The following is a 6,498-nucleotide window of genomic DNA, read 5'->3' on the forward strand; positions in this document are numbered from 1 at the left end:
CGTTTTCAAAAAAACTTCGCCAAAAGCCACACAGGGCATAAACAAGCTGGATAACATTGGGTTAGGCAAGTGGGCCCGGATTTCTTTTTTTGAGCAAACGTTTTCAGAAAAGCAGCAGGACCTGCTTTATTTGGTTAAACGGGCCCTGTATCGTACTTTTGACTAGAAAAATTTTTGAACCTTAATCTCTAATTTCATGGCTAACCTTAAAGTTGCGATAAACGGTTTCGGCCGTATTGGTCGCCTTACTTTTAAAGCGCTCCTGGCCCAAGGCAATGTAGACATTGTGGCCATCAACGACCTTACCGATGTTAAAACGCTGGTACACCTGCTGCGCTACGATTCCGTACATGGCCGCTTTCAGGGCGAGGTTTCCATATCCGATGGTGGCTTTAGCGTAAATGGTGATCAGATCAAAGTATTTGCCGAGCGAGATCCTGCCCAACTGCCCTGGGGCGACCTGGGTGTTGATATTGTACTGGAAAGTACCGGTCGCTTCACCGACGAGGCCGGTGCCGGCAAGCACCTGCAGGCGGGCGCCCGCAAAGTGATCATCTCCGCCCCTGCCAAAGGCAACATCCCCACCGTAGTACTGGGTGTGAACGAAGATACACTGACCGGCGACGAGAAAATCATCTCCAACGCTTCCTGCACCACCAACTGCCTGGCCCCTATGGTAAAAGTACTGCACCAGAGCTTTGGGGTAGAAAAAGGTTTTATCAATACCATCCACGCCTACACCCAGGACCAGAACCTGCAGGACGGCCCCCACAGCGACCTGCGCCGTGCCCGTGCCGCTGCCCTCAACATTGTGCCTACCTCTACCGGTGCGGCCAAAGCCGTAGGCCTGGTACTGCCTGAGCTAAAGGGCAAGCTGGATGGCATTTCCATGCGCGTGCCTGTGCCCGATGGGTCCGTAACCGACTTTACCGCCATTCTGAGCCGCGAGGTTTCTATTGAGGAGATCAACGAAGCCATGCGCAAAGCAGCCGGCAGCAGCATGAAGGGCATTCTGCACTACAGCGAAGATCCCCTGGTATCTTCTGACATTGTAGGCGATGCACACTCCTGCATCTTCGACTCCCTGCTGACCATGTCTTCCGGCAAGCTGGTAAAAGTGGTGGGCTGGTATGACAACGAAGCCGGCTACTCGGCCCGTACTGCTCAGCTGATTGCCAAAGTGGGTGCCATGTAATAGGCTTACCGCCAACTATAGTAAAGCCGGTCCTTGGGGATCGGCTTTTTTTTCTGCTATCGCTCCTCCTGACGCAGATACGCCACTAGTGGCACTGCCGTTTGAGACCTGACGAAAGAAGCAATCTGGCGTGCGTTTGCACCGCCTGCTTCATTGGACCGAACGCAACCGTTCAGTCTTTAAACCTCTATCACTACCTTCCCTACCGTACGTCCGCTCTGAAACAAGGCCAGCGCCTGCGGCAGCTTGGCAAAAGAGAAGCGGTGCCCGATGTGCGGGGGTGGCAGCTCCAGGGCCAGGATCTCCTGCATCAGCTGCTGAAACAGGGCTTTCTGCTCGTAGAGCCAGATCAGGTTAAACCCCATTACCGATTTATTGTCGGTGATCATCTGCATGGGGTCAAGCTTGGGGCGGCTCAGGTATTGCCAGGCCAGGCGAGGCCAGTTGGGCGCCTTTCCGGAGGGGGTAAAGCGGGCCGAACCATAGGCCACCAGCCTGCCCATAGGGGCCAGGGCCTCATAGGACCACTGCAGGTACTTCCCGCCGGTTGCCTCCAGCACCAGTTGCAGCGGTCGCCCAGCCAGCGCCTTCCTCAGGTCATTGGGAAAGTTCTTACTGCGCACCAGGCCCTGATCATAGCCCTCCTCTTCAAGCAGCGGAAGTTTTTTAGCATTTCCCACTACCCCTATGGTATAGGCCTTCCATTTTTTGGCCATGCGGTTGGCCAGCAGGCCTACCCCTCCGGCTGCCGAATGGATCAGCACCGTTTGCCCCTGCTGCAAATTGCCCAGGGGGCGCAGCGCATAGTAGGCCGTAAGGGCCTGCACCGGCAGGGCGGCTGCTTCGGCAAAGCTGTACCCCCCGGGCAGGGGGAGCAGATAGTCCTGATCCAGGTTCAGATGGGTGGTGTATGCGCCAAAGCGGCTTACCCCCATTACGGCATCACCGGCCTTCAGCCTTGTTACCCCCTCGCCTACCGCTACCACTTCACCGGCAAACTCAAGCCCGGGCACAAAGGCCCCCTTGGGCGTAGCGCTGTACAGGCCCATGATGGCAAAGATATCGGCATAGTTCAGGCCAATGGCCTTTACGGCCAGCTGCACCTGCCCCGCAAGGGGGGCCGGCAGAGCCTCCTGCACCAGCCGGAGACGGTCCAGGGCGCCCGGCTTAAACACAGTATAGCTTTGGCGGGTGAGCATGGAATGGGGGGGGTATGGGGATTTACTGAGCCTCAAAACTGGGCTCCGCCTTAAAGATCGTCAGGGCCCGGCCCCGGATCAGTACCCTGGCTTCGGTGATCTGCAGCTCCAGCTGCCCGCCTCGTTTGGAGGCCTGGTACGCCTGAAAGCTGGTTTTTCCAGCCTATCCCGCCAGTAATGTGCCAGCTCACAATGGGCCGGCCCGTTACGGGATCTTCGGGCACCCCTACATTGGGTACAAAGTAGCGGCTCACAAAATCAATATCCCCTTCACCCCGGGCCGTAATGATCAGGCCCTGGCGGGTATTGCGGGCTATCTGCTCCATATCGGGCAGATAGTCCCGCACGGCCTGCTCCGAGGCCAGCTCCAGGATATCATTCTTCTCGGTGCAGGCATAGCCCTGAATCCCCTCGAAATGCTCCTGCAGCCACTGGGGCGCCTCTTTGGACTGGGTGGTGATAAGCGGAAAATCCATCTCCAGCACCCCTTCCATCGGCTGGCGCACCTGCAGCTGACCGCTGAGGGTATCAAATACATGCCAGGCATCGGGCGCTATAAGCCCCTGGCTAAAGAGCACATGAGCCGCCGCCAGGGTGGCATGTCCGCAGAGGGTTACTTCTACAGCGGGCGTAAACCAGCGCAGGCGCCGGTAGCCGTCTTCGGCATGCACAAAAGCGGTTTCGGAAAGGTTCATCTCGGCGGCAATCTGCTGCATGAGCAGCTCGCTCAGGGGCTGGGCCGACAGGCACACCCCGGCCGGGTTACCCCTAAAGGGGACATGGGTAAAGGAATCTACCTGAAATAGCTCCATCAGGCTACGTGCGTTACTAGTTGATCAATTTCGGACTGGGATAGCTGAAAGGCCTCATCAGAACCGGCCACAGCGGTACGAAAGTACATATCGGCAAAGACTTTTGCCTGCTGCAGAATATCTTTATGATCAAAGGCCAGGCGCAGCGGCAGGTCGTGCAGCGAAAACCAGCAGGCTTCGGTGGCATCATCAGCCCCCTTTACCTCCCCTGGCTCATCGGTAAGCACGCTGAGGTAGGCAATGGAAAGGGTTCGGTGGCGGGGGTCCCGCTCTACGGCACCAAAGGCGCCTATTTGCACCACATATTCCACGGCAAGGCCGGTCTCTTCTGCCAGCTCCCGCACCACGGCTTCTTCGGGCGTTTCGTCCATGTCCATAAAGCCTCCCGGCAGGCTCCAGCAGCCCTTAAAGGGGTCGTTCTTGCGCTTGATCAGCAGTACCTGCAGGTCCTGCGGCTGCAGCCAGAAGACCAGGGCATCAACAGTTACGGCCGGTCGGGGATAATCATAAGTAGGCATAAGCAATAAAAAGGTCCTGTATAGTAAGCCCCGCAGGGGGTGTAGTGTTCGTGCAGATGAAAAGATTTAGCAGTGCCCCGGTCCTAGCCCTTGGCGGCTGCCGGCTGCCGGCGGCTTTTGTACCAGATGTTCAGGATCACCCCCAGTAGTACCAGCAGCATGCCCAGGTAGCTGAAAAAGGTAAAATGCTCGGCAAAGAAAACCCAGCCAAAGAGCAGCGCATATAGAATGCCCATGTACTGCACGCTGGATACCTTGCTGAGCTCTTCGGCCTGAAACGCCAGCGTCATATAATATTGGGCAAACTGCGTAAGCACCCCTATGGCCAGCAGGTACAGCCACTCCAGCCCCTGCGGCTGCACCCAGGTGAGCAGCAGCCAGGCGCCGGTAATGGGCAGGGTCACCAGCGGAAAGTAGAGCACAATTACCAGGGGATGCTCCCGCTTGCCCATGCGCCGGATGGCATTATACGCCAGGCCCGAAAAAAAGGCCGAGCAGATGCCCAGCAGCAAAAAAGTGTCATTCACCCGCGGATCATAGCCTTTTACCAGCAGGACACCTCCGAAGGCCATGGCAAAAAAGAGCAGCTGCACCCAAAAGACCCGCTCCCGCACCAGCAGCACCCCCAGCAGGGTGGTAAAAATGGGCGATAGGTACTGGATGGTAACGGCACTGGCCAGGGGAATGTGCTGCAGGGTAACAAAGAAGGTAATGAGCGCCACCGCCCCGGCCGCACCCCTGCCGATCAGCAGGGCCTTATGTGTGCCCCAGGGCGTAATGCCGGCTCGGCGCAGCATCACCAGGCAGATCACCAGGGAGATGACCGAACGAAAGAACACCAGCTCCTCGGCAGGCAGGCGGGGCACCAGCTTTACCAGCAGGTTCATGACAGAGAAAAGAAAGGAGGCCAGCAGCATGTAGCGGATGCCGGGAGAGAAGTAGTGTTTCATGCCGGGCAAAGGTATAAAAAAAGAAGCGCTCCCGGATAGAGAGCGCTTCAGCTGAAAGCTAGTTAGGCCGGACAGGCGCAGGATCAGGAAAGATCCTCATGCTTTTCGTCCTCCTCATCAATCATATTCTCGATGGCCTCATCACCCTTGCCCAGCTTTTTCTGCAATTTGCCGGTAAGCTCTTCTTCCCGGGCTTCTATGCAGTCAAGTTTATCGCCCGAGCTGCAGGCCTGCTGCTTTTTCTGGCGGCCGTTTCGCTCGTTGCGCTCGCCTTTTATTTCCAGGTTTGTCATAATGGTATTCCTTCAAAAAATATCTAGATATACGCAAAGCAAGACCCGCTAGTTATACCCTTCTGGGAGGCCAGTGGCAGCAAGTGTTTTTAAAAAAGTGAGATAAAAGGCACAAACTGGCGCAATTTCTGTTACCATTACAGAAACTACGCTCGTTATGCCCGCAGTTGTTCTTTTGCTGATCCTTTCATTACCCCTGCTTGGCTACGGCCAGTCTGCAGAGACCATAACGGAAATATCGTTTACCACCGGCACCCGTGGTAGTCAGCAGGAAATTCGGATAACCCCTTCTACCCTCCATATAGCGCAAAAAGGCCGGGGAGGCGATCAGGAAGCCCAGCACCCTCTCACCGCTGCCGACTGGCAGCAGCTGCTTGGCAGCCTGCAGGGCCTTTCCCTGAAGGAAATGGAACAGCTGCCCGCCCCCAGCGAAAAGCGGGCCTGGGATGGCGCCTATTACTCCTGGATCAGCATCAGCACCCCTACTAAAAGCTATACCAGCCAGCATTTCGATGATCGCTCACCCCATCCAAAACTCCTGCCCCTGATGCGGGAGATCGAGCGGCTGGAGCAGGCCCATTCTTCTAAGGAGTAAAGCCTCTCCGCACATTTTCTGGCCGGCATCGACTCATGCTCCCTTACACCCTAAATTCTGCTTAACTCTCTATGGCCCTTAAAGCAACTACCCCTGCGCCCGATTTTACCCTCCCCTCAACCGAAGGCCCGGATTTCACCCTCAGCCAGACGGCCGCCGGCAAACCTCTTATCCTCTATTTCTATCCCAAAGATTTTACCCGGGGCTGTACCAAGGAAGCCTGCGAATTTAGGGATCAGTTTGAATTCTTCCGTAAGCAGGATATTCCCGTATGGGGCATCAGCCGGGATTCGGTAGAAACCCACCACCGCTTCCGGCAGCACCACAAGCTCCCCTTCCACCTGCTGGCCGATGAGCAGGGCACTGTTGCCAGCCTCTACAAAGCCACCGTGCCCCTATTGCCCCTAACCCTGCGCGTTACCTACCTGCTGGATAAGCACCATACCATCGTAGGGGTTTACGACAATATGTTTGGGGCCGAAAAGCACATTCAGCAGATGATCGACACTATCCGGCAAGGCAGCCATGCAGCAGATCATGCGCTGAAACTGTAAAAAGCACTACTGGTATCAGCCCTGCTCTTGAGGGAAAAAGGTTTAAAATAAACATGAATCATCCCGAATTTTCAAAAGGCTAAAACAGCCTCAGATAACTGTATTATAGCCCAAAAACAAAAAGAACAGAGTCATCTCGACCAACGGGAGAGATCTTGGATAGGCAGCTCTTAACTGGTAACTTTCTAAGATTTCTCCTCGCGCGGCGTCCGCGCTGGTCGAAATGACCTAGTACCTTAACAGAAAAGGCCTCAGAATATATCTTGAGGCCTTTTTTAACGTGAATTATGGATCCCTTTTCATGGAAAGTTACTATGGCAAACGAATCCCCCTTGGCGAAGGGCGGCCCGCGTAGGGGGCAGGGGGATTAAAATAGTCATAG

8 protein-coding genes are annotated in these 6,498 nt (G+C 55.7%); 3 read left to right on the forward strand and 5 right to left on the reverse strand.

Annotated elements, in window-relative coordinates; translation table 11 throughout:
• Nucleotides 1-196 precede the first annotated feature (196 nt).
• Complete coding sequence (gap, locus tag ADICEAN_RS11330) at nt 197-1,195, forward strand: type I glyceraldehyde-3-phosphate dehydrogenase (RefSeq protein WP_009195736.1); 999 nt, start codon at nt 197-199, stop codon at nt 1,193-1,195.
• A gap of 179 nt (nt 1,196-1,374) precedes the next feature.
• Here gap and ADICEAN_RS11335 read toward each other — a convergent pair whose 3' ends face one another.
• The 5 genes from ADICEAN_RS11335 to ADICEAN_RS11355 all read right to left on the reverse strand — a co-directional run bounded on the left by ADICEAN_RS11335 (nt 1,375) and on the right by ADICEAN_RS11355 (nt 4,967).
• Nucleotides 1,375-2,394, reverse strand: a complete 1,020-nt coding sequence (locus ADICEAN_RS11335) for a synaptic vesicle VAT-1 family membrane protein (RefSeq protein ID WP_009195737.1) — start codon at nt 2,392-2,394, stop codon at nt 1,375-1,377.
• Nucleotides 2,395-2,444: 50 nt separating this feature from the next.
• Nucleotides 2,445-3,206: a PhzF family phenazine biosynthesis protein gene (locus ADICEAN_RS11340; protein ID WP_009195738.1), complete on the reverse strand. Its 762-nt coding sequence runs from the start codon at nt 3,204-3,206 to the stop codon at nt 2,445-2,447.
• Nucleotides 3,206-3,724, reverse strand: coding sequence for an NUDIX domain-containing protein (locus ADICEAN_RS11345; protein ID WP_009195739.1), 519 nt, complete (start codon nt 3,722-3,724; stop codon nt 3,206-3,208). Before ADICEAN_RS11345 ends, ADICEAN_RS11340 begins: the two co-directional genes overlap by 1 nt.
• Nucleotides 3,725-3,807: 83 nt before the next feature.
• Complete coding sequence (locus ADICEAN_RS11350) at nt 3,808-4,674, reverse strand: DMT family transporter (RefSeq protein WP_009195740.1); 867 nt, start codon at nt 4,672-4,674, stop codon at nt 3,808-3,810.
• A gap of 83 nt (nt 4,675-4,757) precedes the next feature.
• Nucleotides 4,758-4,967 (reverse strand): hypothetical protein, encoded by a 210-nt coding sequence (locus tag ADICEAN_RS11355; protein WP_009195741.1) that lies wholly within the window; start codon nt 4,965-4,967, stop codon nt 4,758-4,760.
• 157 nt (nt 4,968-5,124) lie between these two features.
• Between ADICEAN_RS11355 and ADICEAN_RS11360 the strand changes: the two genes are divergently transcribed.
• Together ADICEAN_RS11360 and ADICEAN_RS11365 are read left to right on the forward strand one after the other, a co-directional pair.
• Nucleotides 5,125-5,562, forward strand: coding sequence for a hypothetical protein (locus ADICEAN_RS11360; protein WP_009195742.1), 438 nt, complete (start codon nt 5,125-5,127; stop codon nt 5,560-5,562).
• A gap of 71 nt (nt 5,563-5,633) precedes the next feature.
• A complete protein-coding gene (locus ADICEAN_RS11365; protein ID WP_009195743.1) occupies nt 5,634-6,116 on the forward strand; it encodes a peroxiredoxin in 483 nt (160 codons plus the stop codon).
• Nucleotides 6,117-6,498: the final 382 nt, after the last annotated feature.

Origin of the sequence: Cesiribacter andamanensis AMV16 (assembly GCF_000348925.1) — a bacterium.
GTDB classification, from domain to species: domain Bacteria; phylum Bacteroidota; class Bacteroidia; order Cytophagales; family Cyclobacteriaceae; genus Cesiribacter; species Cesiribacter andamanensis.